At 42.6% G+C, this 23209-nt stretch carries 26 protein-coding genes and 1 pseudogene; 25 read left to right on the top strand and 2 right to left on the bottom strand.

Annotated elements, in window-relative coordinates; translation table 11 throughout:
- The first annotated feature begins 2 nt into the window (after positions 1 to 2).
- From FTT83_RS00825 to pyrF, 23 genes are all read left to right on the top strand, one after another.
- A complete protein-coding gene (locus tag FTT83_RS00825; protein ID WP_180080352.1) occupies positions 3 to 641 on the top strand; it encodes a MotA/TolQ/ExbB proton channel family protein in 639 nt (212 codons plus the stop codon).
- 11 nt (positions 642 to 652) lie between these two features.
- On the top strand, positions 653 to 1078 hold the full coding sequence (locus tag FTT83_RS00820) for a biopolymer transporter ExbD (protein WP_092818364.1): 426 nt from the start codon (positions 653 to 655) through the stop codon (positions 1076 to 1078).
- Complete coding sequence (gene msbA, locus FTT83_RS00815; protein ID WP_180176141.1) at positions 1075 to 2802, top strand: lipid A export permease/ATP-binding protein MsbA; 1728 nt, start codon at positions 1075 to 1077, stop codon at positions 2800 to 2802. Before FTT83_RS00820 ends, msbA begins: the two co-directional genes overlap by 4 nt.
- A 3-nt stretch (positions 2803 to 2805) precedes the next feature.
- Positions 2806 to 3813, top strand: a complete 1008-nt coding sequence (gene lpxK / locus FTT83_RS00810; RefSeq protein ID WP_180176140.1) for a tetraacyldisaccharide 4'-kinase — start codon at positions 2806 to 2808, stop codon at positions 3811 to 3813.
- Positions 3814 to 3825: 12 nt separating this feature from the next.
- On the top strand, positions 3826 to 4587 hold the full coding sequence (gene kdsB, locus FTT83_RS00805) for a 3-deoxy-manno-octulosonate cytidylyltransferase (RefSeq protein WP_180176139.1): 762 nt from the start codon (positions 3826 to 3828) through the stop codon (positions 4585 to 4587).
- Positions 4588 to 4600: 13 nt separating this feature from the next.
- Positions 4601 to 5584 (top strand): DNA polymerase III subunit delta', encoded by a 984-nt coding sequence (locus FTT83_RS00800; RefSeq protein ID WP_180176138.1) that lies wholly within the window; start codon positions 4601 to 4603, stop codon positions 5582 to 5584.
- Between the two features lie 21 nt (positions 5585 to 5605).
- Positions 5606 to 5947 carry a PilZ domain-containing protein gene (locus FTT83_RS00795; protein WP_092818360.1) on the top strand — a complete coding sequence of 114 codons (342 nt, stop codon included), beginning with the start codon at positions 5606 to 5608 and terminating at the stop codon, positions 5945 to 5947.
- 26 nt (positions 5948 to 5973) lie between these two features.
- Positions 5974 to 6747 (top strand): TatD family hydrolase, encoded by a 774-nt coding sequence (locus tag FTT83_RS00790; protein WP_180176137.1) that lies wholly within the window; start codon positions 5974 to 5976, stop codon positions 6745 to 6747.
- 45 nt (positions 6748 to 6792) lie between these two features.
- Positions 6793 to 7407 (top strand): TetR/AcrR family transcriptional regulator, encoded by a 615-nt coding sequence (locus FTT83_RS00785; RefSeq protein WP_086195477.1) that lies wholly within the window; start codon positions 6793 to 6795, stop codon positions 7405 to 7407.
- A gap of 9 nt (positions 7408 to 7416) precedes the next feature.
- Positions 7417 to 7977 carry a type II secretion system protein gene (locus tag FTT83_RS00780; RefSeq protein ID WP_180176136.1) on the top strand — a complete coding sequence of 187 codons (561 nt, stop codon included), beginning with the start codon at positions 7417 to 7419 and terminating at the stop codon, positions 7975 to 7977.
- 163 nt (positions 7978 to 8140) lie between these two features.
- Positions 8141 to 8560: a type II secretion system minor pseudopilin GspI gene (gspI, locus tag FTT83_RS00775; RefSeq protein WP_373456096.1), complete on the top strand. Its 420-nt coding sequence runs from the start codon at positions 8141 to 8143 to the stop codon at positions 8558 to 8560.
- Complete coding sequence (locus FTT83_RS00770) at positions 8557 to 9240, top strand: type II secretion system protein GspJ (protein ID WP_180176134.1); 684 nt, start codon at positions 8557 to 8559, stop codon at positions 9238 to 9240. The genes gspI and FTT83_RS00770 overlap by 4 nt, the downstream gene beginning before the upstream one ends.
- Positions 9241 to 9258: 18 nt before the next feature.
- A complete protein-coding gene (gspK, locus tag FTT83_RS00765) occupies positions 9259 to 10206 on the top strand; it encodes a type II secretion system minor pseudopilin GspK (protein ID WP_180176156.1) in 948 nt (315 codons plus the stop codon).
- Positions 10207 to 10378: 172 nt separating this feature from the next.
- A complete protein-coding gene (locus FTT83_RS00760) occupies positions 10379 to 10975 on the top strand; it encodes a 6-carboxytetrahydropterin synthase (protein WP_180041646.1) in 597 nt (198 codons plus the stop codon).
- Positions 10976 to 11023: 48 nt separating this feature from the next.
- Positions 11024 to 11737, top strand: coding sequence for a uracil-DNA glycosylase (gene ung, locus FTT83_RS00755; RefSeq protein ID WP_180080325.1), 714 nt, complete (start codon positions 11024 to 11026; stop codon positions 11735 to 11737).
- Entirely contained in the window at positions 11734 to 12858 is a 1125-nt protein-coding gene (locus FTT83_RS00750; RefSeq protein ID WP_086195472.1) for an enoyl-CoA hydratase/isomerase family protein, read from the top strand. Before ung ends, FTT83_RS00750 begins: the two co-directional genes overlap by 4 nt.
- Before the next feature lie 4 nt (positions 12859 to 12862).
- Positions 12863 to 13384 carry a tRNA adenosine(34) deaminase TadA gene (gene tadA, locus FTT83_RS00745; RefSeq protein WP_086195471.1) on the top strand — a complete coding sequence of 174 codons (522 nt, stop codon included), beginning with the start codon at positions 12863 to 12865 and terminating at the stop codon, positions 13382 to 13384.
- A 58-nt stretch (positions 13385 to 13442) separates the two neighbouring features.
- Positions 13443 to 13874, top strand: coding sequence for an SRPBCC family protein (locus FTT83_RS00740; protein ID WP_086195470.1), 432 nt, complete (start codon positions 13443 to 13445; stop codon positions 13872 to 13874).
- A 17-nt stretch (positions 13875 to 13891) separates the two neighbouring features.
- Positions 13892 to 14575, top strand: coding sequence for a (d)CMP kinase (gene cmk / locus FTT83_RS00735; RefSeq protein WP_086195469.1), 684 nt, complete (start codon positions 13892 to 13894; stop codon positions 14573 to 14575).
- A 106-nt stretch (positions 14576 to 14681) separates the two neighbouring features.
- Entirely contained in the window at positions 14682 to 16358 is a 1677-nt protein-coding gene (gene rpsA / locus FTT83_RS00730; RefSeq protein WP_086195468.1) for a 30S ribosomal protein S1, read from the top strand.
- A 160-nt stretch (positions 16359 to 16518) separates the two neighbouring features.
- Positions 16519 to 16821: an integration host factor subunit beta gene (locus FTT83_RS00725; protein WP_180041642.1), complete on the top strand. Its 303-nt coding sequence runs from the start codon at positions 16519 to 16521 to the stop codon at positions 16819 to 16821.
- A gap of 21 nt (positions 16822 to 16842) precedes the next feature.
- Positions 16843 to 17208, top strand: a complete 366-nt coding sequence (locus FTT83_RS00720) for a lipopolysaccharide assembly protein LapA domain-containing protein (RefSeq protein ID WP_086195466.1) — start codon at positions 16843 to 16845, stop codon at positions 17206 to 17208.
- Between the two features lie 237 nt (positions 17209 to 17445).
- On the top strand, positions 17446 to 18126 hold the full coding sequence (pyrF, locus tag FTT83_RS00715) for an orotidine-5'-phosphate decarboxylase (RefSeq protein WP_086195465.1): 681 nt from the start codon (positions 17446 to 17448) through the stop codon (positions 18124 to 18126).
- Between the two features lie 127 nt (positions 18127 to 18253).
- Here pyrF and FTT83_RS00710 read toward each other — a convergent pair.
- Positions 18254 to 19194, bottom strand: a pseudogene (locus FTT83_RS00710) (lysine exporter LysO family protein).
- A gap of 49 nt (positions 19195 to 19243) precedes the next feature.
- A complete protein-coding gene (locus FTT83_RS00705) occupies positions 19244 to 20680 on the bottom strand; it encodes an NAD(P)/FAD-dependent oxidoreductase (RefSeq protein ID WP_180176133.1) in 1437 nt (478 codons plus the stop codon).
- 238 nt (positions 20681 to 20918) lie between these two features.
- Between FTT83_RS00705 and FTT83_RS00700 the strand changes: the two genes are divergently transcribed.
- Both FTT83_RS00700 and zapE read left to right on the top strand, forming a co-directional pair.
- Positions 20919 to 21926 (top strand): AraC family transcriptional regulator, encoded by a 1008-nt coding sequence (locus FTT83_RS00700; protein WP_086195463.1) that lies wholly within the window; start codon positions 20919 to 20921, stop codon positions 21924 to 21926.
- A 96-nt stretch (positions 21927 to 22022) separates the two neighbouring features.
- Entirely contained in the window at positions 22023 to 23171 is a 1149-nt protein-coding gene (gene zapE, locus FTT83_RS00695) for a cell division protein ZapE (RefSeq protein WP_086195462.1), read from the top strand.
- Positions 23172 to 23209 lie beyond the last annotated feature (38 nt).

Raw genomic sequence — 23209 nt, 5'->3', positions numbered from 1 at the left:
ATATGTGGGAATTAGTTAAGGCGGGTGGGTGGCTCATGCTTCCCCTTGTTTTATGTTCAATTTTTACTGTAGCAATCACGATTGAGCGCTTTATTCGGTTAAAAAGAACAATGATCTTGCCTAAGGTATTGCTGTTAAATCAGGTGCAAAATATTGATATGGTCATGCAGCAGTTAAAGCAGGATCAAGCCTTACAAAGCAGTACTTTGGGGCGCATTTTTATGGCGGGTTATCAAAGTAAAAATCAAAATGAACAATTTGCCCGTGCACAAATGGAAACCACTGCTTCTCAAGAAATTGGTTATCTGGAAAAAAACATCAACTTCTTGGGAACCTTAAGTGCGGTAGCACCACTATTGGGTTTGTTGGGTACCGTACTGGGTATTATCGAATCCTTCTTGGTGATTGATTTAGGCACCAATAGCAATCCTACTCTAATGATTCCGGGTATTTCAAAAGCGTTGATCACAACGGCAGCCGGGATGTTTATTGCCATTCCGGCACTGTTTGCCTATCGCTATTTTCAGCGTTTGGTACAAGAATATATTGCAGAACTTGAACAGCAATCGACCTTATTTCATGCAGCGCTTTTCTATCAAAATTCTACAGATGAAGAACAAGATATTAGAAAAGCAGGTTAAGGTGGTGAAACATGAAATTCAAACGCACACAAGTTGAAGATATTCACATTAACCTGACACCCATGATTGACTGTTTGCTGTTTATCCTGGTTTTTCTACTGCTATCCACCACATTCAACCAGTTTAGCCGCATGAATTTAACCTTGCCGGATGCGCAAGGGGTGCCTCCCAAGCAGTATGATCATAAAATTGAAGTGGTGGTAGATGCTTCTGGACACTATTCCATTAATGGACAATCGATTGCCAGTAAGGAAGTGGTCGACTTAAGTACCGCAATTAAACAGATTTCCAATGACCGGCGTGATTTAATGTTTGTCATTGCTGCGGATGCCAAGGCAACGCATCAGGATGTGATTCGTGTGATGGATGTAGCAGGACAGTTAGGTTTTGTGAACGTCAATATTAGTACCAAAGTTCCGTCTAGGGGTTATGAGTGAAGCAAGATTTTAAGGTCTATCTGCGTCTTTTAGGATATCTGAAACCTTTTTGGGGTGTGGCAATACTGGTTTTTATCGGTTTTGCAATTAGTGCAGCGACTGAGGTTTCCATTGCGAAATTACTGGAAAAAATCATTACCGCCATCCAGCACAGAGACCAGAACTTTACTTCTATATTTCCTTTTCTGGTTATTTTATTGATGTTTTTTCGCGGTCTAGGTTCCTTTATTGGAGGCTATTATACCGCAGTCATCTCACGTAATCTGGTGTTTAATATCCGTCAGGAAGTTTTTGGAAAATTACTTAAACTTCCATCGCAATATTATCTGGATAATACCAGCGGGCATATCACCGCTAAAATCATGTATAACGTGGAGCAATTAACGGCTGCTTCATCTGAATCTCTAAAAACGATTGTACAACAAGGTTTGATTACCCTCGGATTGTTAGGGTATCTGTTATATAGCAATTGGCGACTTACTTTTATTATTCTGATTTTTGCTCCACTGATGGGGTTGCTGGTTCGCAAAGCATCCAAACGTATGCGTAAATTATCCCTGCAAGTTCAGGACACCATGGGGGATGTTAACCATGTGGTGCAGGAAACGGTGAATGGGAATTTAATTGTTAAGGGTTTTGGCGGGCAGGAATATGAACAAACGCGTTTTCGTGAAAACTCGCTGGAAAACTTAAGACGCGGTTTGAAAATGGTGGTGGTGCAGCAACTGAATAGCCCGGTTGTGCAGTTCATTATGTCCATTGCCATGGCAATTATCATCTGGATTGCATTACGTCCGGAAATTTTGCGGGATACCAGTGCAGGTGAATTTGTTGCCTACATTACAGCAGCCGGTATGTTAAGCAAACCGATCAAGGCATTGACGGATATCAATGAAAAGCTGCAACGTGGTATGGCTGCTGCACATTCCGTTTTTGAATTGCTGGATTTGCCGGAAGAGCAAAATGCAGGCGCTTTAACGCCAGTGCTTAAAGGTAATATTCGGTTTGAAAATGCCAACCTGATTTATGCAGATGGGCATCACGCGATTCAGGATTTCAACCTGAATGTCAAAGCGGGCGAAACCATTGCATTGGTCGGTCGTTCAGGTGCGGGAAAAAGTTCTCTGGTCAATTTGCTGGTACGTTTTCAGGAATTGAGTTCTGGCCATATTTATCTGGACCAGCAGAATATTCAAGATATAGACCTGCATAGCTTGCGTACACAAATTGCCATGGTGAACCAGCAGGTGGTATTGTTTAACCGCACTGTACGTGAAAATATTGCCTACGGCCAGCTTGAAAATGCGACCGATGCAGACATCATTGCGGCCGCAAAAGCTGCCTATGCACATGACTTTATTATGGCCTTGCCACAAGGGTATGACACGCAACTGGGTGCACAAGGCTTGAACCTTTCGGGTGGACAGCGCCAGCGTATCGCCATTGCACGTGCCATTTTGAAAAATGCACCGATCCTGATTCTGGATGAAGCCACCAGTGCACTGGATAATGAATCAGAGTATTTTATCCAGAAGGCATTTGATGCAGCCATGCAAGACCGGACAACCATTGTGATTGCCCATCGTTTATCCACCATTGAAAATGCGGATCGCATTGTGGTGATGGATCACGGTAAAATTGTCGAACAAGGTACGCATGCAGAATTGATTGCCCAACATGGAGCTTACTATCAATTGCATCAGCGTAATTTCGAGGAACACTGATTTATGTCATTCGCACAATTTATTCAAGATGCTTGGAATAGACAGGCCAAGTGGTTGATTGTGCTTAGACCTTTGTCATGGATTTATCGTGGTGGGTTTTTACTGAATAAAAAACTGTACCAATGTGGCGTTAAGGCCAGCTATCAATCTCCAGTTCCGGTAATGGTGATTGGTAATATTACCGTTGGTGGCAGCGGTAAAACGCCGCTGCTGATTCAGTTGGTTAATTATCTACAAAGCCAAAATGTCCGTGTCGGTGTCATCAGTCGCGGTTACGGTGGAAAAGGACCATTTCCAGCCTATGTGGATTTGGAATCGCTCCCCGAGATTGTGGGAGATGAACCCTGCCTGATTGTGCAGTCAACTGGTGTGCCCATGGTGGTAGGTTCAAACCGTCAGCGTAGTATTGAATATCTGTTGTCTAAACATGAGCTGGATTTAATTATCAGTGATGACGGTTTGCAGCACTGGGCTTTGGCACGCCAGATTGAGTGGATTGTGCTGGATCAGAATCGTGGTTTGGGTAATCAAAAGTTATTGCCTGAAGGATATTTGCGCGAACCGCCAAGCAGCTTAACAACAGCGACGGTCATTGAGCATGCCAGTCAGCCCAATTCCGAACTGAATATGCATTTAGAAGTCGCTGCGCCTTATTTGCTGAATGATGCGGAAGATGAAAGATCTTTTAATCCGGCGGATAATTTTTATGCTGTCGTGGGTATTGGTTTTCCGCAACGTTTTTACAGCACCCTGGATTCCATGGGGATTCACCAGTTTCAGTGCCATGAATTTCCTGACCACTATGATTATGAAATTACGGATCTGCAGTTTGAAGATAACAATCCTATTATTACCACGGAAAAAGATGCGGTAAAACTGCTGCCCCTATTAAAGCAAAATCCAAATTTTAAACGGGAAATCTGGGTGGTTCCTGTTGAAGCAGTGCTTTCACCGCAATGCTACGATGTCTTGCATCAACAGTTACAGCAACTTGGCATTCCAATCTCTTAAGGTTCATTGTTTATGAAACATATTGTTATTCCAGCACGTTTTGCAAGTTCCCGTTTGCCGGGCAAGCCGCTATTGGAAATTCATGGTCGTCCCATGATTCTACGAGTGGTCGACCAGGCAAAAAAAGTGGCTGGTTTTGATGATTTATGTGTTGCAACCGACGATGAGCGTATTGCAGAAGTTTGCCGTGCAGAAGACGTGGATGTTGTCATCACCAGTGCAGATCATCCCTCTGGCACAGACCGTTTAAGTGAAGTTGCCCGCATTAAAGGCTGGGACAGCGAAGACATTATTGTCAATGTACAAGGTGATGAACCTCTGCTTCCGGCTCAATTGGTGCAGCAGGTGGCTCAATTACTGGAATCGCAACCTGAATCTTCCATGTCGACCCTCTGTGAGCCGATTCATAGCCTGGAAGAGTTCCAGCGCGACAGCATTGTGAAAGTGGTGATGTCCAAATATAACCAGGCTTTGTATTTTAGCCGCGCCACGATTCCTTATGACCGTGATGGTGCCAAACAAGAAATGCAGCAATTACATCAACGGGCATACCGTCATTTGGGGCTGTATGCCTACCGTGTGAATTTGCTGCAAGAATATGTGTCCTGGGATATGGGTGTGCTGGAAAAACTGGAAAGCCTGGAACAATTACGTGTACTGGAAAATGGTCACCGTATTGCGATTGCGGTTGCAGAAGCCAACTTGCCACCGGGTGTAGATACCCAGGCAGATCTGGACCGTTTGAATCAGATGGACGTTTCCTGCTTCGAATAAGGTGAATACTTCCATGCAAGATAATGTTGTGGCACAAGTCTACCCATGGCAGCAAACGGTTTGGGAGACCTTGACCGGACGCTTTCCCAAGCTGGGGCATGGCCTGCTTTTTTACGGCAAAAAAGGCTGTGGCAAGGAAGCTTTTGCCCAATATTTTTTGGCTTGGGTGTTATGTGCCAATCGTCATGAAAACAATGCCCCTTGTGGTGAATGCGGCAGTTGTTTGTGGTTAAAGTCTGATACCCATCCCAACTATGTCCATATCAGCACGGATGAAGACAATAGAAAGCAGAATGCCAAAATCAAGATTGAAAAAATCCGTGATTTATTGCCCTTTGTGCAGCAAACCGTCGATGGCTGGCGCGTGATCGTGATTGAACCGGCAGAAGCCTTAAATATCGCTTCTGCCAATGCTTTGCTGAAAACCCTGGAAGAGCCGGGTGAGCGGGTGGTAATCATCCTGCTGGCCGATCATTACTTGAAACTTCCAGCCACGATTCGCAGTCGTTTGCAGCATTTTGCGCTGGACCGTATTTCTTCTTCGCAGGCCGATGCGTATTTAACCGAGCATTTACCCAATTTAGATCAAATGCAAAAACAACTGTTGATGAATTTATCTAATCAGATGCCATTACAGGCCATGCAGCTGGCTGAAACGGAATGGTTAAATAAGCGGCAGGAATTTTTAACGGACTGGCAAAAACTGGTCACGCAAAAAAATATGCCGATGGCGATTGCGACCAAATGGAATAAGGCGCTGAGTTTTAGTGAATTTTCACAAATGTTTGAATACTTGTTGTCCGATTTAATTTGTGTCAAGCTCAGTCAGCAGGTTAAAAATTCCGATCTGGATTTGAGTGCATTATCCAAACACTATACCTTGGAATTTTTATTTGTGGTTTATTCTGATTTGCAGCAAGCTAAACAATATATTGAGCAAAATGTACAAAGCAATTTAGTGCTTGATCAATTGTGTATAAAACTAATGAACATTTAAATATTTTTAAGGGGAATAAAAATGCAACCACGTATGGGCGGTATTATTCATGCCAATATCCCGGATATAGAAACTTTGTATGCCAGCTATATGCCTTATGTTGTTGGTGGAGGATTGTTTATTCCGACCAAACAGCCGGTTAAGCTTGGTGAAGAAGTGTTTGTGCTGGCAACCTTACCCGAACAATCACAAAAAATTCCTTTAACAGGCAAGGTTATCTGGGTCTCCCAAAAACAAAATGGCATCAAATTACAAGGTTTTGGTATGCAATTGACCGGAGAAAAAGGCGTTTATTACAAATCAGAAGCTGAAAAGTTGCTTACAGGTCTTAAGTCTGAGGGTCGAACTAGTTACACTATGTAGATATTTAAAAGATTTAGGAAATCACTGTGTTTGTAGATACTCACTGCCATTTAACCATGCTGGATCTAACGCCTTATGATGGCAATCTGGACTTGGCATTAGCTCAGGCGCGTGAAGCAGGAGTATCCAAATTCATGACGATATCGGTTGATTTGGATGACCATATCGAGCTTGCTAAAATTGCAGCACGTCATGCTGATGTTGGGTACAGTGTCGGTGTTCATCCCTGTGAAGATCCGGCGACCATGGCACGTGCAACTACAGATTATCTGATTGAACTGGCACAGCCTGAAAAGGTCTGGGCGATTGGTGAAACCGGCCTGGATTATTTTCATAGTACCGATTTTATTGCTGAACAAAAAGAATGTTTTGCCCGCCATATTCATGCCTCACAGGCAGTAAAAAAACCGGTGGTGGTGCATACCCGTGCAGCGAAACACGATACAGTCGATATCATTCGGGCTGAAAAATCCACGCATGGTATTTTGCATTGTTTTACCGAAGATTGGGAAACCGCAAAAGCTGTGCTGGATTGTGGTTATTATGTGTCATTTTCCGGCATTGTCTCTTTTAAAAATGCGCAGGATTTACGTGATGTGGCCAAGCAGGTTCCACTAGATCGGGTGCTGATTGAAACTGATAGTCCTTATCTGGCACCGATGCCATATAGAGGAAAATCTAATGAACCAAAATACGTGCCTTATGTAGCCAAAGCCTTAAGTGATGTATATGATAAGTCTGTTGAGGAAATTGCTTTCATTACAATGCAGAACTTTGAAAACCTCCTTAATTTAAAGTAAATAAATTAAATTGATATAAGCGCAGAAGAGAATTACAGAGTGAAGATGGATCGTCAGGCTCAGTTTCGAGCAAGAGAAGCGTTGATTTTTCAGGTTGCAGAGCAGTTGCTGTTAGAAAATGGCGAATCAGGGATGACACTGGATGCGTTGGCAGCAGAACTCGATTTGGCGAAGGGAACTCTATATAAGCATTTCCAGAGTAAAGATGAACTGTACATGCTTCTGATTATTCGTAATGAGAACATGTTGCTCGAGATGATTAAGGATGCAGAGAAGGCTTTTCCCGAGCATCTGGCATTCTTTATGTTGCATCATTTACATCATCCTGAGCGCACGGTACTGTTCCATCAAATTGAAGAACGTTTGTCTACGACCGGTATTGGGATCAATCTACTATTTAGTGAACTGTATCAGGTCAGAAAACAGCGTTTACGGATTATTATCCGTATGACTGAAAGCTATCTGGAAAGCATTCAAAGCAGCATGTCGACACGCGATTACCTGGCCTCCATTTGGGCCCTGACCCATGGTGCTGCGGCTATTCTGAATTCCAGTTTTTACCAGCGTTATCTGGGGTCGCGTGACACATTGCGCGTGGCCTATATCGATCAGGCACTGGCAATGCCCAAACAGGTCAGTTCTGCGGAACAGTTTGCTTAAAGGTATGCCATGAAGCCAATCCAGCCCTTATCAATTCGTGGTTTTACCCTGATCGAGTTGATGGTGGTCATTGTGATTATGGCAATCATGGCTTCTTTAATTCTGACCAGTATTAACGGGGTAGACCAGCGTAAAGCCATGCAGGCACGGGAAGTGTTTATGATGGATTTACGCAGGATTAACCGTGAAGCCAATGATCAGGCCCGCATTTTTGCCCTGGATGTACACAGTACCACTGATGTATCACCGTTCCGTTATGGAGTGGTTGAATACATCGTTCCTTCCATTCAAGCCATAGCCCCGCAAATTGTTGAAGAAAACAAAAAATGGCAAGAGTATACGGAATTTACTCCGAGGGCTTTGCCGGAGCATGTTTCTTTTAGCATTACTTCACTCGATCATGCTTATGAAAATGCCAATAATGAAGATTTGCTGAATTCGAATGCCCCACAGCTGCTATGGCTGGGTAATGGCGAAGCCAAACCGGTACGGATTCAGTTTTATTTTGAGCAGCGACCGATTGGTGAGGAAATCGAGATTGATCATCTGGGCAAAATCAATGCAAGTTAGATACTCAAAACATCACTGCTCACTAGATAAAACTTGCAAACTTTCTTGCGAGGCAATACCGCTCAGGTCGAGTATTACTCGACTTAATTGTGTGCACTCCGAACATGGTTCGTCATCTTGCGCTCGGACGAAACGTTGTTTGCCTCATCGCTGCTCCTCAAGCATAGCTTTCGGACTTGCGGCACGATCGAGTAGTACTCGACTTAATCGTGCCTCAGGCTTTACGCTATTGGAGGTGATGGTGGCCCTGGCAATTTTCGCCACTGCTGCAATTGCCTTTACCAAAGTGGCGATGCAATACACTCAGGCGACTTCGAATGCCATTTTAAGAACCAAGGCACAATTCGTGGCCTTAAATGAAGTGGCGCTGATGGAGGTGAATCAGGAGTGGTTACAGGGAACCCAATCCAAACAGGTCACCCAGCAAGGGGAAACCTGGCAAATTGACAAATCTGCACAATCGACCATCAGTCCCAATGTACAACGCATAGAGGTACAGGTCAGTTTGTTTAATGCGGAAACTGGCAAGGTTGAATCAGGAGTGACCCATGTGGTTTTCTTTAACCCGAAGGCCAAAGCATGAAAAAGCAGACTGCGAAAAATAAAAAAGGTTTTACTTTGGTTGAACTTTTGGTGGCAATTGCCATCTTTAGTGTGCTTTCCGCATTGGGTTGGAAAGTCTTTGATTATTTAATTAAGGTCAAAGACCGTAATGCTGAACATGAGATTAATTTGGGTCAGTTGCAGGAAGGCTATCAGCAGATTCTGCGTGACACCGTTCAGGTTGTGCCACTGAATGCCAATATCAAGGGTGATATTCAGCCTGCTTTGGTTTTGCAAAATGGTCGATTTAATTTTAGTAAAACCGGGGTTACTGATCCTTTACAGCAGGGTATTTCGCCGGATGAGCGCGTGGAATATCAATATCGTGCCGATGAAAAGAAACTGTATCGGCTGAAATATCGCAATTTAAACAGTACAGGGCGGGATCAGCCTGAGTCCAGTGTGCTATTAAATGATGTCGACCAGTTTGAAATTGTGGTATTAAATCCGAATGAGCTTAATGCGTGGCCAGAGGGGCAGGCGGATTTAAACGATGCCACACAAAAACAGATCTTGCCGAAGGGCATTAAAATTAAACTGACCGTCAAAGATGTGGCTTATGAGTGGATTTTCAGTTTATTAAACACCGATTATTTAAAACAGCAGAATAGTACTTTGAATAACAATGCAAATAGCAATACAAATAATGCTACATCATAAGGTGTGACTCAATTGAACATAAAGCCGCAACAGGGTGTTGCCTTAATTACGATTTTGGTCATGGTGGCACTGGCCACCATCCTGGCTGCGACCATTGCCAAAAGACAGGCCAATACAGCTGAAAACACGGCATATTTAATGCGTCAAAACCAGTCACTGTTATATGCCAAAAGTGCTGAAGCCTTTTTTTCAGAGCTTTTGGTCGATGATGCGGAAAATGCCGGTAATATTGATTATTTGCAAGAAAACTGGGCCAAACCGATGCCGGCTTTTCCGGTAGAGGATGGTTTTGTTGCGGGGGTTCTAGAAGATCAATCGGGAAAATTTAACTTAAACAGCCTGGTAAATGCGGATGGTACGCCCAATCCTCAGGCAAAAGCCTGGTTTGAGAAACTGTTGCTGCGTGTGGGATTGCCGGAAAAGTTAAGTGAGGCGGTCATTGACTGGCAAGATGCCGATAACGAAACCATAGACTCGATGGGTGCAGAAGCCAGTTATTATCAGGGATTGCCACAGGGCTATTTACCGGCAAACAGCAAATTTCATCGTGTAGAAGAACTGAAACTGGTACGTGGCTTTGAAGGAAAAAAATATCTGAAAATTGCCGATTATGTGAGTGCTGCTCCAAATGCTGATAACAAGGTGAATATCAATACTGCTCCGGCAATGCTGCTGGCCAGTCTCGATCCCAAACTGGATATCAACGCGGTGCAACAGCTGTTGCAACAACGCCAAGCCAAGTTGGAGCATTTTTCCAGTGTGAATGAGTTATGGGGTATTGAGCCGTTTAGTCAGGTCGGTGCTGATGTGAGAAGTGAGACAAGCAATTTGCTAGATGTAAAATCTGCGTATTTTAAAGCCAAAATTGAAGTGCAGCTCAGCGGACGTAAACGCCAGTTCAGTAGTGATCTGGTACGAAAAGATAAGTCGGTGTATATCGCATCTCGTAGTATGGCTCCATTCTAATTAGATCCCGAGATATGATGAAAAATGAGAAACACATCCATTCAACGGCATGTGTTTCTCCAATGCTATTGAACAGTAAAATTAATGTTCAGAATTTCACTTTTGCTTTATAACTTTCACTTTTGCTTTATAATCAAATTTAATTCACAGATTTTTGATTGCATCACGGCACATGTTAATTCGTAAGTTATTTAAGTTTGAAAATGCTCATATTGTGCGAAACTGCACATCGGATCGCTGTAAGCGTTCGATTCATGGTCATAGCTATAAAGTTGAATTGTTGCTTAAAGCGTCCAAGCTTGATCATGGTCAAATGGTCTATGATTTCGGATTATTAAAAGGCGTAATCAAAGATATTTTTGACAGTTTTGATCATGCGATCTGCTTCTGGCAATATGATGATGCTGAATATATTGCCGCTTGCAAAAAATTTAGTGCCCGCTGGGTATCTTTACCTGTTTCACCTTCTGCAGAACAGTTCTCACGCATTTTCTTCTATCTGGCACAACAGGTGCTTGCATCGACCATTACCCAAAATGGGGAAGGCGACGTAGAGGTTTATTCGGTGATTGTGCATGAAACCGATACCGGTTATGCGCAAAGCTTTATTGAAGATATTGAAAATGAACAAATGGGTGTGCTCAGTCTTGACCAGATTGTATTTTCTGAACAGGTCCAAGCGGAATGGGCAGATCCTGGAATGTATGAAAAATTACAACAAGGCATTAAATTCCAGAATCCAGCGGTCGATCTTCAAGTACAAATTTGAAGAAAATGAAAAAAGTTTGGGCTGGTCAAAAAAAAATAGGAAGCAAGTATGTCTTTAACGGAACAACAGCAAGCTAAACTCGATAAAATCCAGTTAGATGCAAGTTGGAAAAATGCATTGAGCGATTTTTTGCTCAGTGCCAAAATGGATGATCTAAAACAGTTCTTGCTGACTGAAAAACATGCCGATAAAATTATATATCCCCCTAATTCACTCATTTTTAATGCCTTAAATACAACACCTTTCAACCGTGTTAAAGTCGTTATTCTGGGTCAGGATCCTTATCATGGGCCCAATCAGGCACATGGATTAAGTTTTTCAGTACAAAGAGGGGTTGCATTACCGCCATCTTTACGTAATATTTTCCATGAATTAAATACTGATCTGGGTATTCCTGTTCCCAAGCATGGCGATTTAACCCGTTGGGCTGAACAAGGTGTGTTATTGCTCAATGCGGTATTGACTGTTGAAGCAGGACAACCGACATCACACCAGAAACGTGGATGGGAGGATTTTACTGATCATGTGATTGATGCTTTAAATGAGCAGTGTGAACATATCGTGTTTATCCTTTGGGGAGCCTATGCACAACGTAAAGGACAACGTATCGATCAAAATAAACACCTAGTATTGAAAGCTGCACATCCTTCTCCTTTGTCAGCAAATCGTGGTGGTTTTTTTGGTTGTAAAGTATTTTCAAAAGCAAATAATTATCTGAAACAAAATGGCATTAAGCCGATCAATTGGCAGCTGGACGCATGACACAATCTCCTGAACTAAAAAGTTATCATCCTGATCTGATTGTAGAGGAAGCAATCAACGGCTGGCGCATTGTTCGCCTGAATCGGCCGAAATCTCTACATGCTCTGGATGAATCTATCGTTACTGCACTCTTAGAAGTGTTCCAAGATTTTCACCATGATGATGCGGTAAAAGCGATCTGGCTGGATTCGACCACCCCGAAGGCTTTCTGTGCTGGTGGTGATGTCCGTAAACTTCGTCAGTTGGTCATTAATGATGAAGTTGCAACCGCAAACAAATTCTTTGAACAAGAATATGCGCTAGATTTATTGCTGCATAACTATGCCAAGCCAGTACTGGTTTGGGGTGAAGGTTATGTAATGGGTGGTGGTCTGGGCCTGTTTATGGCTGCACCATTCCGCCTGGTGACGCCTTATTCGCGTTTGGCAATGCCTGAAATTAATATCGGCCTGTATCCGGATGTCGGTGCGACACGCTTCTTGGCCGATCGAGGCGCGATTGGTCTGTTTACTGGTTTAACTGGTTCCATTATGACCTCTGCCGGTGCATATGGGATTGGCTGGGCAACCCATATTTGTGATGCACAGCGTGATAATGTGCTGGACAAAGTGCTGAATATTGATTGGGGGCATTATCCGGCAGGAGATTTTCGTGCCATTGATGATACTTTAAACAGTATGCACCGTCCGGTAGGTCCCGGACCTTTACAAAATTCACTGGATGTCATTCATAGCGTTTGCCGTGGGGTGAACTTTGAACATGACTATGAATCTATTATTGGGCTGAGTGATGCACGCAGTGATTGGCTTCGTCAAGCGAGTGAAAATCTGCAAAAAGGTTCGCCTACTACAGCAGCATTAACCTGGTTATTATGGCAGTGGGGCAAGCGTGTTCATTCTTGGAATGAAGTTTTTGAGCTTGAAACGCAAATCTCCAACTGGAAGATTCGTCACCCTGATTTCGTCGAAGGTGTACGGGCGCGTCTGGTTGATAAAGACCTGTCTCCGGAATGGATAAAAGGCAGTGATTTCTCTTTAAAAACCATCTTGTCTGACTGTCCGCCTGTGACCAATATTCAAAGCTGGAATGATCTGTTGAAGCATTACGGTATCATCAGTTAAGCAGATGACTGATGCTACACAATTGACTGACGAATACTGGATGCAGTTTGCGTATGAGCAGGCTGCTATTGCCGCTTCAAAACAGGAGATTCCTGTGGGTGCAGTCATCGTCAGTCAAAATCAGATTATTGGCGCAGGACATAATGCACCCATTTCTTTAAATGATCCCACGGCTCATGCTGAGGTTCAGGCTTTACGCCAAGCCTGTACAAATCTGAATAACTACCGATTACCTGAAGATGCGGTACTTTATGTGACTTTAGAGCCGTGTACCATGTGTGTTGGGGCTTTGATTCATGCACGGGTCTCCAAGGTCGTGTTTGGTGCAACTGAACCGAAAGCAGGTTCCTTAATTAGCATGCGTCGATTATTTGAAACCGGTTACTACAATCATGTTTTCGAGTATGAGGCAGGGTGTATGCAAGAACAGTGTTCCCAGCAGCTCAGCAATTTTTTCAAGATGCGCCGTGAGCAAAAAAAATTGCAGAAGTTACAAGAAAAATCTCTAAATAATCAAAATCATTAATTAAAATCATATAAACTATAATGACAATGAGTATTGTCAATAAAAATCAGGATAAGTCATGAATTCTATTCAAGTAAAAAAAGAATTTAACGCACCCATCGATCAGGTTTTTGATTTGCTATCAAAGCATGCCACCTACAATGTGGCTTTTGCACCGATTCAGGTTGAACGGATTAAAGACTCCAATGATCCTGAGCGTCCGGATGGTGTGGGCTCGGTACGCCGTATGGGTTTTGGTCCCGTCAAGCCTTTACGGGAACAGATTACCTTGCTGGAACCGAATCAGCGTATCGAATACCAGATTGTGAAAAACCCTTTGGTAAAACACCATTTGGGCATTATCGAGTTTGAGGCTAAAGATGATGACAAAACCTTGGTCACCTATACCATTGAATTGCAGGCACGTGCACCTTTTATCAGTAAATTAATCCTTGCACAGCTTAAATCTGCGATTAAACTAGGTTTTTCGAAATTAGCTAAAACTGTATAGGGTAAAGTGGAAAATTAATGACAGTTCAAATTATTACCATAGATGGGCCGAGTGGTTCCGGGAAAGGCACACTTGCGGCTAAACTGGCAGCACATTATCAATTTCATCTGCTTGATTCGGGTGCTCTATATCGTCTGCTCGGGCTGTCATTACATCAACAGGATTTACTTGATTGCCTGGATTCTGAACTGGAGCAATGCGTAAAAATTGCAACAAATTTAGACATAAAGTTTGTTACAACTGAGTCAGGTACGGTGGTCCAGCTTGATGGTGAAGACGTTACTCAAACCATTCGTACTGAACGAGTAGGAGAGTTTGCTTCAAAAGTTGCGGTAGTTCCTGAACTTAGAGCGGCGCTATTGGAGCGTCAACGTGCATTTGCACAAGCCCCGGGGCTGGTTGCAGATGGTAGAGATATGGCAACGTCCATTTTCCCTGAAGCGCAAGCCAAGATTTATCTGACTGCATCGGCTGAATCCCGAGCGGAGCGACGAGTAAAGCAGTTGCAGGGGATGGGGCTAGATGTTAAAATGAACGACATTTTAGCTAATATACAAGCTCGAGACAAAAGAGATATGGAGCGCACGGTCGCCCCACTCAAACCGGCAGCAGATGCATATATTATTGATAGTTCAGAATTGAATATCGATGAAGTATTCAAATTGATGACCCATTTTGTCGACAAGCAGTTAGCCAATTAACGAATTTTCAGCAAAAGCATAGCTAGATCAGTTTATTACGGACTATGTGGAAGCTTAATTAAACCGGCCTTGTCTGATCCAAGACCGCTGACTTATCAGGTATATCATGACCGAATCTTTTGCAGCCCTCTTTGAAGAAAGCGAATTAAACCTCAACGTTGAAAAGGGTGCAGTCATCCAAGGCGTTGTAGTAAATATCGACTCTGACTGGGTAACAGTTGACACTGGCCTTAAATCAGAAGGTATTGTTGACCGCGCTGAATTCTTAAACGACCAACGTGAACTTGAAGTTCAAGTTGGCGATACTGTTGATGTTGTTGTTGAAGCTCTTGACAACGGTATGGGTCAAACAGTTTTATCACGTGAAAAAGCGAAACGTGCTGAAACTTGGACTAAACTTGAAAAAATCTTTGAAGACGGCGAAATCGTTACTGGTGTTATCTCTGGTAAAGTTAAAGGTGGTTTCACTGTTGACATCGGTCCAGTTCGTGCGTTCTTGCCAGGTTCTTTGGTAGACACTCGTCCTATCCGTGATACAACTCACCTTGAAGGCAAAGAGTTAGAATTCAAAGTAATCAAACTTGATGCTAAACGTAACAACGTTGTTGTATCTCGTCGTGCTGTTATGGAAGCTGAATCTTCAGCTGACCGTGAAGCTCTTCTTGCTCAGCTTGAAGAAGGTCAAACAGTTACTGGTACTATCAAGAACCTTACTGATTACGGCGCGTTCGTTGACCTTGGCGGTATCGATGGTCTTCTTCACATCACTGACATGGCTTGGAAACGTATCAAGCACCCTTCAGAAGTTGTTGAAGTTGGACAAGAAGTTACTGTTAAAGTACTTAAATTCGACCGCGAACGTAACCGCGTATCTTTAGGCCTTAAACAATTAGGCGAAGATCCATGGTTAGCGATCATGAACCGTTATCCTAAAGGTTCTATCGTTAAAGCGCGCGTAACTAACCTGACTGACTACGGTTGTTTCGCTGAAATCGCTGAAGGCGTTGAAGGTTTAGTACACGTTTCAGAAATGGACCACACTAACAAAAACATCCACCCATCTAAAGTTGTTCAGATCGGTGACGAAGTTGATGTTATGGTTCTTGAAGTGGACGAAGAACGTCGTCGTATTTCTTTGGGTATCAAACAAACTCGTGCTAACCCATGGGAAGAGTTTGCTAAAGACCACGACAAAGGCGAAAAAGTTTCAGGTACGATCAAATCAATCACTGATTTCGGTATCTTCATCGGTTTACCAGGCGGTATCGATGGTCTAGTTCACTTGTCTGACATCTCTTGGAACGAACAAGGCGAAGAAGCGATTCGTCGTTACAAGAAAGGTGACACTGTTGAAGCAGTTATCCTGTCTGTAGATGCTGAAGGTAACCGTATCAGCCTTGGTATCAAACAAATGAACAGCGATCCGTTCAACGATTTCTTGGCTGCTAACGAACGCGGTGCGCTTGTTAAAGGTACTGTAACTGCAGTTGACGCTCGTGGCGCTACTGTTAAGTTAGCTGACGAAGTTGAAGCGACTCTTAAAGCATCTGAAATCAACCGCGACCGCGTTGAAGATGCAACTAAGTTCCTTGAAGTTGGTCAAGAAGTTGAAGCTAAGATTATCAATGTAGACCGTAAATCTCGCTCTATCAACTTGTCTATCAAAGCGAAAGACGAAGCTGAAGAGAAAGAAGCGGTTGCTAACTTGAAAACAGCTGCAGCTGGTCAAGACAATGGTCCTAAGACTATTGGTGATTTGATCAAAGCTCAAATGGGTAACTAAGTAGATGTTAAAATGTATTGTTAATGTAAATTAACTAATACTTTTTACACAAATACTGTAAACGGTAGCGTAGTATTAACTTATTACGCTACCGTTTTGTATTTAAACAGGTTATTATCGTTTCATCTACAAAGTAGCTTGATAATTAAAGAGGTCGCAGATGACTACTGAAGCACTGAATAAGTCTGACTTAATAGAGCGAATTTCCCTAAAAAATCCACACTTGGCAGAACCTTTGGTTGAAGAAGCTGTTAAGATTATGATTGATCAAATGATAGCCGCATTATCATCTGATAATCGTATTGAAATCCGGGGTTTTGGCAGTTTTGCTTTGCATCACCGTGATCCACGTTTGGGGCGTAATCCTAAAACAGGTCGATCTGTTGAAGTAGCTGCGAAAGCAGTTCCGCATTTTAAACCTGGCAAAGCATTGCGTGATGCAGTAAACGAATCGGTACAGTAATAAAAAATTTATGGGGTGTTTATGCGTTACATTTTAGTCGCATTGCTCATTGTACTTTTTGGCTATTCATTGGCTCTTGTGCTGCAAAATGGTACTGAACTTTCAGTTGACCTATTGTTTACACAGGTACCGGCAATGCGTTTAGGTTTATTGCTGTTATTAACCTTGGCATTAGGTGTGGCATTGGGTTTGTTGTTAGGGGTACAAATTTTCCGGGTATTTCAAAATAATTGGGAAATTAAGCGACTACGTAAAGACATCGAACATCTTCGAAAAGAACAAATACAGGCGGCACAACTGGCAGCAGCTGAGGCAGCAGCTCATAGCAGACATGAAAAAACAGTTTTAGACATTCATTCGAATGATCGTTCGTCTAATCCCTTATAGTGCTGTGTGTTAGTGATAATGTTTGGGTTTTAGCCAGCCAGCTTGAAACCGAAACATTGAATAAATTTTGGGACACCCTAAAGTAAATGCTTCAGGGTGTTTTTTATTTTTACAAGCTAACCTTATAAGGAAAATTTAAAGCAATAACGTCAATGAACTAATTTTTTATCACTTTGTTAAACCTTGGAATACCTTTTATAATAAGCTTTCTTTTTTGTCTGAGCGAAGGTAAGTCTCTTGAGTATCATTGTTGCACTGGATGCTAAAAGCCAATATGACGCATTAACGATTGCAGAGCAGTTAGACCCTGCATTATGTCGGGTGAAAGTTGGTAAAGAGCTATTTACTCATGAAGGCCCAAATGTGGTAAAGGCATTACATGACAAGGGTTTTGAAGTTTTCCTGGACTTGAAGTTTCATGATATTCCCAATACTACGGCTCAAGCCGTATGTGCAGCAGCAGACCTAGGTGTTTGGATGGTGAATGTGCATGCATCAGGTGGCCGTAAGATGATGGAAACCTGTGTAGAGCGCTTAAAAGCGGGTAACTATAATACGCAGCTGATTGCAGTGACTGTGCTGACTTCAATGGGGCGTGAAGATTTAAAAGATATTGGTTTAGATGTTGAACCATTTGAACAAGTGCAACGTCTTGCAAAACTCACTCAGGAAAGTGGTCTGGATGGGGTGGTCTGTTCTGCTCAGGAAGCCAAAATGCTGCGTGAAACTTTAGGACAGGGCTTTGCTTTAGTCACTCCGGGCATTCGTCCGGCGGGTGCTGCGGCAGATGACCAAAAACGTATTGTCACACCTAAGCAAGCCATGCTGGATGGTTCTACACATTTGGTGATTGGACGACCAATTACCAAGTCGGACAATCCGCGTCAAATGCTAAAAGATATTTTGGCGACCTTGTAACTTTACACCCTCTCCCTTGCGGAGCAGTGCTCCTCATCTCCCAAAGGGAGAGAGAACGTCCCATTATTGTAAAAATGGACAAGTTCTCCTTCTGGGAGAGGAGGTAGGTGAGGGATAAATATAAAAATTAAACTGCTGCCAGCACACTCACCAATATGGGTGCTAGTATAGAAAGAATAAAGCCGCTGACCATGGCGTGTGGAATAAAATCATTGCCACAGGCCTGTTTTACCATCGGCAAAGTGACATCCATTGCTGTTGCTCCTGCTGAGGAAATTGCAGAGCGTGGATAACGCCAACCGATAATATACATAAACACAATTGCCAGAATTTCTCTAAACAAGTCATTCATCAGTGCAATACTGCCAAGATGGGCATTTTTGAGTTCTGTGACCACAATACCGGTCATGGAATAAAAGCCATAACCTTGGGACAGCATGATGAGATCTTTTAAACTGATGTCTTGAATCAGTGTAGCTGTAACGAAAGCACCCAGTAGTGAACCGACTATACAGCCCAATGGCACCAGTAAAATTTTCCAGTTCAGCCAGGATCGGTCTAAGGGTGAATAGGCAAGATCCAAGCCAATCATGAACATGAACGCCAGTAATAGGTTCCAGGTACTTATATGCAATGTGTAGCCCATGTAGGCTGTAGATTCAGAAAGTACATAACCTAATAGTAAGGCAATAAAAGCATAACTGATATTGATCAGGGATTTGCTCACAAGGCTCATAGACACTTTGCCGTGACTCGGTTGATAACCCAAAAGCCTGAATAACACATAACAGCAGAGGAATGCGCCGAGGCTGGTGAGTATGGCTAAAACAGCGGCCTGATTCAGGATTTGCCAAGGCTGAGCAATCGTATGTAATGTTTGCCTAAACTCAATGGCAATAGCAATCAGCAGAATATAGGTAAAATAGGGCAGAATCTTAAAAGCAAATAGGTAAAATAGGGCAGAATCTTAAAAGCAAGATGCACAAGCCAGTGAGGTAAGCGTCTTGCCAAAACAAATCCGAGCACTAAACAAAGCAGTAACTGGAAAATCAACCAAAAGGATTGCATAAAGAATTAAGCAGCTAATAAATACCTGTTTATTATGACCGTTAAATATTTAGGCTGCACGACTTCCAGCTGTTTTATTTAGCAGACGGAAGTCAGCAGGATTAAGCTTTTTTGTCTGTAGCCAGTATTTCCAGGTATAAGTAGGCCACAGGGCAAAGTTCTTGCCGCTATCTTGCTGGTACCAGCTCACACAGCCAGATTGCCAGACTGTGCCATCAAGCAATTTTTGTATACGCTGGTTGAATCGGTCTTGTACCTGATCTTTAACCACAATGGCATGACTTTGCGTGTTTTTAACCAGTTCAATCATTTGTAGAATATAGTTCACCTGAGATTCAATCATAAAAATCACGGAGTTGTGTGCCAAAACCGTATTAGGTCCCAGCAACTGAAATAAATTGGGAAAGCCTTTGGTACACATCCCATAGAAGCTTTCTGCACCCTCCTGCCAGGCACCGCGCAAATCTTGTCCGTGTTCACCACTACATTGAAATGATTTTAGATAGATGCGTGGATCGGTAATAAAACCGGTTCCATAAATTAAGCAATCAATCTTACGTTCTTTGCCATCTTTGGTAATGATGCTGTTTTCAGTAAATTCCTGAATAGCCTCGGTCACCAGTTCAACATTGCTTCGGTTAAAAGTGGGATAGTACTTATTGGATACCAAAATACGTTTGCATCCCATGATGTAATCAGGTGTCAGTTTTTGCACCAGATTTTTGTCTTTGACCTGAAACTTGATAAAAGCTTCTGCCAGTTTTTGGGTGTATTTCATCACTGCAGGTTGAACAATGGGAACCACGCGAGATTCATTGGACCAATATAAGCGTGCCCGGTGCAGTTTCCTAAACCAGTCTAGTTTTTTAAATAATTTCTTTTCAACATTCCAATAGCGGCGTTCATCTCTAGGAATGACCCAAGCCGCAGTACGCTGGAACACATAGAGTTGCTTAACTTTAGCTGCAATTTCTGGAATGTATTGAATTGCACTCCCACCTGTCCCAATTGAAGCAACATTTTTGTCTGTCAAGTCATATTGGTGATCCCATTGTGAGGAATGAAAAACTTTACCCTGAAACTTTTCAATGCCCTTGATATGAGGGATATGGGGTACATGTAAAGGGCCGGATGCAAAAACCACAAATTGAGCAATTAAAGTTTGTTCATTATTGAGGATGAGTTTCCAGTCACAACTTTGTTCATTGTATTGGGCAGCCAGAACTTCACGATTAAATTGGCAATATTTTTCCAGGTTAAAGCTAAAGCCAGTGACTAAATCTTGTATATATTTAAAGATTTCGGGTGCTTCAGCATAGCGTTTTGACCAGTCGCTTTTGGGGGCAAAAGAAAGGGAATACATATGGGACTGGACATCACAGGTTGCACCGGGATATTGGTTTTCGCGCCAGGTTCCCCCTACATCACTGGCTTTTTCCAGGATCACAAAATCATGCATATTGCTTTGTAGTAGACGTATAGCCATCGCCAAACCGCCAAAGCCTGCACCAATGATAGCGATTTTTGTTTATGTTGGCATAGATTGCTGCAGTGTTTGATTGTGCATTTTTTATTGGCCTTATTGCTTCTATTATTTTTGTATCTTATAGCAAGGGTGAGATAACCGACATGATAGCCATGACAGAAAAATTGATAGTTTCGGCAATTTGCAAGCATGAAAAATTATAGTAAAAATTAAGAGGTTATTTTGATGTGATCCTGCTATGAAACGTTCCATTCTCGGCTTGATGTATTTAATTCAAGGCATGCGTAAAGCTGGGATTGCTGTTGATCCAAAACTTCAAAGTATTGGACTGCGTGCGGATGCATTGGATCCTAGCTCAATTATTCATCCAGGTCTGGAATGGGATGTGCTTAAAGTTATTGGGCAGGATGTGGCACCAGAAAAAGGTTTGTTTATTGGGCAGCATTATGCACTTGCGGGTTATGGTCCTTTACTGATGTTACTGGTTACCAGTGAAAATATCCGTACTGCTTTAGAGCAGGGGATTCGCTATCAGGCATTAACTCATTTAACAGGCGTGTTAAGTTTAAAATATAAAGCTCAAAAGGTGGCTTTGTGCTATGTACCTGAAGATTTAAACAGTGACCTCGGACTGTTGCGAGCACAATGTGAAATATCGGGAACTTATAAATTTATTCAAGATCTGTATAACATGATGGGCTTAAGTATTCCCCGAATGCAGATTGAACTACCGTTTGTGCTGCCTGAAAATCAGCAGGATCTAGATGTCTATCAGGATTACTATGGTACTGAATTACAGTTTGCTGCTGAGTCGGCGGCATTCTGGTTTGATGATGCCGTGTTAAATGTACAAATTCCTTCAGCAGATAAAATGACCTTTAATCTTTATGAGAGCAAATGTATTGCTGAGTTGGAGCGTTTAAAGATGAATAAATCTGTACCCTCCCTGGTGCAGCGTGTGCAAGATTATCTGGAGCTGCAAGCAGGTGTAATGCCTAGCATGGCAGAGACGGCACAAGCGCTGCAAATTCCAGAACGTACGTTGCGGCATCAACTGCAACAGTTACAAAGCAGTTATAAACAGATACGTGAACAATTGATTAAAGACAAGGCATTAAGATTGATGGAATATAAAGAATATTCCATTGAAATGATTGCAGAGTTGCTGGGTTATTCAGAGCCTGCAGCTTTCAATCATGCCTTTAAACGCTGGTTTGGACAAAGTCCACGCCAGTACTTTAAGTAGTTTTGTAAATAGCCTAAGTATATTAATGCCAAAGTGTTATATATTTCACCTCAACCTTCGCTATACTTTCAATAGCCTAAAATAGTATTCAATCCTATGTCAGATTTAAATTCTAAGCACAGTACAGCCTTTATTCCCTTATCACCTGCGGAGCGCTATGCACAGGCCATCGCGTCTGGTCAGTTCATGCCGGATGAGGCGCAGGCGCAAGCTGTACATGAGTTGGATCGCGTTTGGCAAGAGTTGATTCAGCGTTTCAAAGCTTCAAAAAAAGCGTTTCGCCGTTTTCGTCGTCAAACCTCACCACGAGGTGTATATATGTGGGGTGGTGTAGGGCGAGGTAAAACCTGGTTAATGGACCAGTTTTTTGAGTCGATTCCGTTTCGCCGTAAAACGCGCATGCATTTTCATCATTTCATGCAACATGTACATCGTGAGCTGAATAAATTATCAGGGCAGCGAAATCCGTTGGATCAGGTTGCAGACCAGATTTACCAGCAGGCAGTGGTCATCTGTTTTGATGAATTTTTTGTTTCTAATGTCACAGATGCCATGATTCTGAGCGAGTTATTCCAGAAACTCTTTACCCGTGGCATTACCTTGGTGGCGACTTCAAATATTGCACCCGATGGTTTATATAAAAATGGAATCCATCGTGACCGTTTTATACCTACCATTGAAATGGTGAAAAAACATTGTGTAGTTCTCAATGTGGATGCCGGCGTGGATTATCGTTTACGTGTGCTGAAACAGGCACAACTGTTTAAACATCCATTAACACATGAGCATAAACTCTGGATTGCGCAGCGCTTTACTGCTTTAACCCAGACTCAAACCCAATCTCAAGAACCGATTATCATCAATAACCGTATTGTTGAAACCATTGGTCATACTGAAGATGTGTTATGGTGTGAATATTCAGAGCTGTGTTTAAAACCGCGCAGTCCGGCTGACTTTATTGAAATCGCCAATATCTATAATACTGTACTGGTCAGTAATGTGCCGCATTTGACCGATTATCTATCGGAAGGTACACGCCGTTTTATCTATCTGGTCGATGAGTTTTACGATCGTGGGGTCAAACTATTGCTGACTTCGGAAGACAGTATTATTGACATTTATCAAGGCGAAAAACTGGCCTTTGAAATTGAACGCACACGTTCACGTTTACTGGAAATGCAGTCTGATGATTATCTGAACTCTGAACATAGACAAATACAGGGATCGGCCTCAGAAGCCAGCTAAAGATCAAGCGCCTAAACAGGCGCTTTTTTACATAAATT

This window comes from Acinetobacter sp. YH01018, from assembly GCF_013420295.1.
In the GTDB taxonomy this organism is placed as follows: Bacteria; Pseudomonadota; Gammaproteobacteria; order Pseudomonadales; family Moraxellaceae; genus Acinetobacter.
Note: the sequence above shows the minus strand (reverse complement) of the source record. Positions and strands in the feature narration are given on the sequence as shown.

Coding starts and splice junctions, on each gene's coding strand:
- FTT83_RS00825 (WP_180080352.1), top strand. CDS start 3: ATGTGGGAATTAGTTAAGGCGGGTGGGTGGCTCATGCTTCCCCTTGTT.
- FTT83_RS00820 (WP_092818364.1), top strand. CDS start 653: ATGAAATTCAAACGCACACAAGTTGAAGATATTCACATTAACCTGACA.
- lpxK (WP_180176140.1), top strand. CDS start 2,806: ATGTCATTCGCACAATTTATTCAAGATGCTTGGAATAGACAGGCCAAG.
- kdsB (WP_180176139.1), top strand. CDS start 3,826: ATGAAACATATTGTTATTCCAGCACGTTTTGCAAGTTCCCGTTTGCCG.
- FTT83_RS00800 (WP_180176138.1), top strand. CDS start 4,601: ATGCAAGATAATGTTGTGGCACAAGTCTACCCATGGCAGCAAACGGTT.
- FTT83_RS00795 (WP_092818360.1), top strand. CDS start 5,606: ATGCAACCACGTATGGGCGGTATTATTCATGCCAATATCCCGGATATA.
- FTT83_RS00785 (WP_086195477.1), top strand. CDS start 6,793: ATGGATCGTCAGGCTCAGTTTCGAGCAAGAGAAGCGTTGATTTTTCAG.
- FTT83_RS00780 (WP_180176136.1), top strand. CDS start 7,417: ATGAAGCCAATCCAGCCCTTATCAATTCGTGGTTTTACCCTGATCGAG.
- FTT83_RS00770 (WP_180176134.1), top strand. CDS start 8,557: ATGAAAAAGCAGACTGCGAAAAATAAAAAAGGTTTTACTTTGGTTGAA.
- FTT83_RS00760 (WP_180041646.1), top strand. CDS start 10,379: ATGTTAATTCGTAAGTTATTTAAGTTTGAAAATGCTCATATTGTGCGA.
- ung (WP_180080325.1), top strand. CDS start 11,024: ATGTCTTTAACGGAACAACAGCAAGCTAAACTCGATAAAATCCAGTTA.
- FTT83_RS00750 (WP_086195472.1), top strand. CDS start 11,734: ATGACACAATCTCCTGAACTAAAAAGTTATCATCCTGATCTGATTGTA.
- tadA (WP_086195471.1), top strand. CDS start 12,863: ATGACTGATGCTACACAATTGACTGACGAATACTGGATGCAGTTTGCG.
- FTT83_RS00740 (WP_086195470.1), top strand. CDS start 13,443: ATGAATTCTATTCAAGTAAAAAAAGAATTTAACGCACCCATCGATCAG.
- cmk (WP_086195469.1), top strand. CDS start 13,892: ATGACAGTTCAAATTATTACCATAGATGGGCCGAGTGGTTCCGGGAAA.
- rpsA (WP_086195468.1), top strand. CDS start 14,682: ATGACCGAATCTTTTGCAGCCCTCTTTGAAGAAAGCGAATTAAACCTC.
- FTT83_RS00725 (WP_180041642.1), top strand. CDS start 16,519: ATGACTACTGAAGCACTGAATAAGTCTGACTTAATAGAGCGAATTTCC.
- FTT83_RS00720 (WP_086195466.1), top strand. CDS start 16,843: ATGCGTTACATTTTAGTCGCATTGCTCATTGTACTTTTTGGCTATTCA.
- FTT83_RS00705 (WP_180176133.1), bottom strand. CDS start 20,680: ATGGCTATACGTCTACTACAAAGCAATATGCATGATTTTGTGATCCTG.
- FTT83_RS00700 (WP_086195463.1), top strand. CDS start 20,919: ATGAAACGTTCCATTCTCGGCTTGATGTATTTAATTCAAGGCATGCGT.
- zapE (WP_086195462.1), top strand. CDS start 22,023: ATGTCAGATTTAAATTCTAAGCACAGTACAGCCTTTATTCCCTTATCA.